We start from the raw sequence: 2,422 nt of genomic DNA, 5'->3' as shown, positions 1-2,422 counted from the left end.
TCGGGTCGAGCGGGTCGTGGTCTACCGCAAGCACGTTCCTCACGAGAGCCGAAAAAACTTCCAGCTCGACCTCTTCAGTCCCGACGATGGCCACTACGAGTACTCCGCCGTGGCCACGAACAAGAAGCTTGGCGTCTCGGCTCTCTGGCACTTCATGGCGGGACGTGGAGCCCACGAGAAAACCCTCGCGGAGCTCAAGTCCCAGGTGGCCTTTGCCGCGATTCCCACGAACGATCGCTATGCCAACGCCGCCTGGCAGCTCCTCAGCGCCCTCACCTTGAATCTCATCCGAAGCTTCCAGATCACCACGGGCGCCGCCAAGCGCCCGCGGACTCGCAAGCGAACCTTCGCCTACGTCTTCCAGTCGCTCTCCACGCTGCGCTTCGAACTCATCCACCAGCCTGTCCGCATCGCTCGGCCCAGCGGCCGACCTCAGCTCCGCTTCGCCGTCTCCACGACGGCTCGGTCGAGAATCAGACGGTGCGAACGGGCCATCGAGCGCCTCGCTGCCTGATCTGATCTCTGCTCCGCCTCCGGGCTACACTGCTCGGCGTGAGATTATTCTCGGATCAGGGCTAGATGACGGAAGATCAACGGGAAATCAGGCGTAAGAAGCGAGTCCTCGAGTACGCGGAGAAGCACGGGAACATCAACACGACATGCCGGCGCTTCGGAATCGCGAGATCGACGTTCTACCTCTGGCGAGACCGGTACCGCGAGCTCGGCGAAGCCGAGCTCGCGCGTCGCCGGCAGTGCCCTCACAATCATCCGACTATTGATATCTGCCTAAAGAATGCAATAATGGACTCTTGGAGGTGAGGTATGCGACCCAAGGGATCCGCCGAGGTATTGGCCCGCCGCCGCCGCCGAGCGCTCGCGCTGCTCGATGAAGGTTTGTCGCTCAACGAAGTTGCGCGCCGGATGGACTGCCAAGCAAGCTCCGTGATGCGATGGCGCGACACGCGAGACCGAGTTGGAGAGAAGGTGTTCGAAGTCGGGGCGTCTCCGGGACGACCGGCCCGGCTAACTCCCGTCGAGAAGAAGCGCCTCCTTCGGTTGTTGTTGAAGGGGCCGATCGCCCACGGCTACGCCACGGACCTGTGGACCTGTGATCGCATCGCACGCTTGATTCGGCGCGAGTTCAGGGTTCGGTATCACCGCGATCACATCGGTCGCCTGATGCATCAGCTTGGCTGGAGCTACCAGAAGCCGGAGCGCCGGGCGCTGGAGCGGGATGACGAGGTCATCGATCAGTGGAAGCGTCGAACCTGGCCGAGGGTAAAAAAAACGCTGCGCGGCTGGGTGCCCACATCGTCTTCGTCGACGAGTCGGGCTTCCTCCTGATCCCAACGGTACGAAAGACCTGGGCTCCTCGCGGCCAGACGCCCATCGTTCACCATCGCTACCGGCATGATCGCATTCTCGGGCATCTCCCTTTCTCCTCGGCGTCGGCGCGTCGGCCTCTACTTTCAATGCCACACCAACAACATTCGGCACGACGAGATCTGCGAGTTCCTCCGGTACCTCCTACGCCACCTCCGCGGACACGTCTTCGTGATCTGGGACAACGCCAGCATCCACAAAGGAGAACGGATTCGGGAAATCTGCCGACGGTTTCCGAGGTTGCATCTCGAACACCTTCCGCCCTACGCGCCGCAGCTCAACCCCGACGAAGCCGTCTGGGCCTACGCCAAGGGGCGCCTGGCCAATGGTCGTCCCGACGACATCACCGCGATGGGTCGCCACCTTCGCCGCACGCTTCGAGACATCAAAACGTCCCAGCGGCGCCTTCGGAGATGCATCCACCAATCGGAGCTTCCCCCCTTTTTGCACTGACTATTGCATTATTTACGCAGCTATCAATAGCAGACGGCACCAGCTCTTTCATCCCGGCCTCCCTGCAATCAATAGTCCCCCCGACCGTGCCGGTTCTGACGACTCGACACAAGATCTTGCGAGGGGAGAATGCCTCATCCTACTCTACAGCCGACCCGTTTGGCACGCTCGGTCCGTCAGCTCCCTGAGCCACTCAGATCCGGTGCCTTCCATGATGGCCGTCACCGCTCGAACCCACTTCCCGTGGGCATCCTCGGCAAGCTCGATTCGGGCGTCGGTCTCCTCTTCCGGGACCTTCGGAAGGCGGAGAACCAGACCGAGGTAGAGCTGGTCGAGCATGGCGGCAACGATCTGCTGGCGGCGCTCGATCCGGTCGAGCCGCATCGCGAGGTTCTGCTGAGAGTTCATGCCCAGTTCATAGTAGTCCTCCAAGATTTCTCGGAGCCGATCGGACTGCGACTGCTTGTGACCAATCGCATCGCGAACAAAGGCGTGGTGAAGCTCCGGACTGACCCGCGACCGGATTTCCTCTCGCATCACGCGGGAAGGGCGTGCGGTCTTTTCGGCTGCTGCAACATTGGGTTTC

General features: G+C 61.7%; 5 protein-coding genes. 4 read left to right on the top strand and 1 reads right to left on the bottom strand.

Annotated elements, in window-relative coordinates; all coding sequences use genetic code 11:
* The 4 genes from GY937_25165 to GY937_25150 all read left to right on the top strand — a co-directional run.
* Positions 1-514: hypothetical protein (locus GY937_25165; protein ID MCP5060006.1), on the top strand; the 514-nt coding region annotated here is incomplete at its 5' end.
* A gap of 65 nt (positions 515-579) precedes the next feature.
* Positions 580-819 carry a helix-turn-helix domain-containing protein gene (locus tag GY937_25160; GenBank protein ID MCP5060005.1) on the top strand — a complete coding sequence of 80 codons (240 nt, stop codon included), beginning with the start codon at positions 580-582 and terminating at the stop codon, positions 817-819.
* Positions 820-822: 3 nt separating this feature from the next.
* On the top strand, positions 823-1,344 hold the full coding sequence (locus GY937_25155; protein ID MCP5060004.1) for a winged helix-turn-helix domain-containing protein: 522 nt from the start codon (positions 823-825) through the stop codon (positions 1,342-1,344).
* 66 nt (positions 1,345-1,410) lie between these two features.
* Positions 1,411-1,836 (top strand): hypothetical protein, encoded by a 426-nt coding sequence (locus GY937_25150; protein MCP5060003.1) that lies wholly within the window; start codon positions 1,411-1,413, stop codon positions 1,834-1,836.
* Positions 1,837-1,980: 144 nt separating this feature from the next.
* On the opposite strand, the gene GY937_25145 is transcribed toward GY937_25150, so the two are convergent.
* Positions 1,981-2,268 carry a hypothetical protein gene (locus GY937_25145; protein MCP5060002.1) on the bottom strand — a complete coding sequence of 96 codons (288 nt, stop codon included), beginning with the start codon at positions 2,266-2,268 and terminating at the stop codon, positions 1,981-1,983.
* Positions 2,269-2,422: the final 154 nt, after the last annotated feature.

The sequence above is a fragment of the bacterium genome (assembly GCA_024228115.1).
In the GTDB taxonomy this organism is placed as follows: Bacteria; Myxococcota_A; UBA9160; order UBA9160; family UBA6930.
The sequence above is the reverse complement of the archived record's forward strand: the minus strand, read 5'-3'. Positions and strand labels throughout refer to the sequence as shown.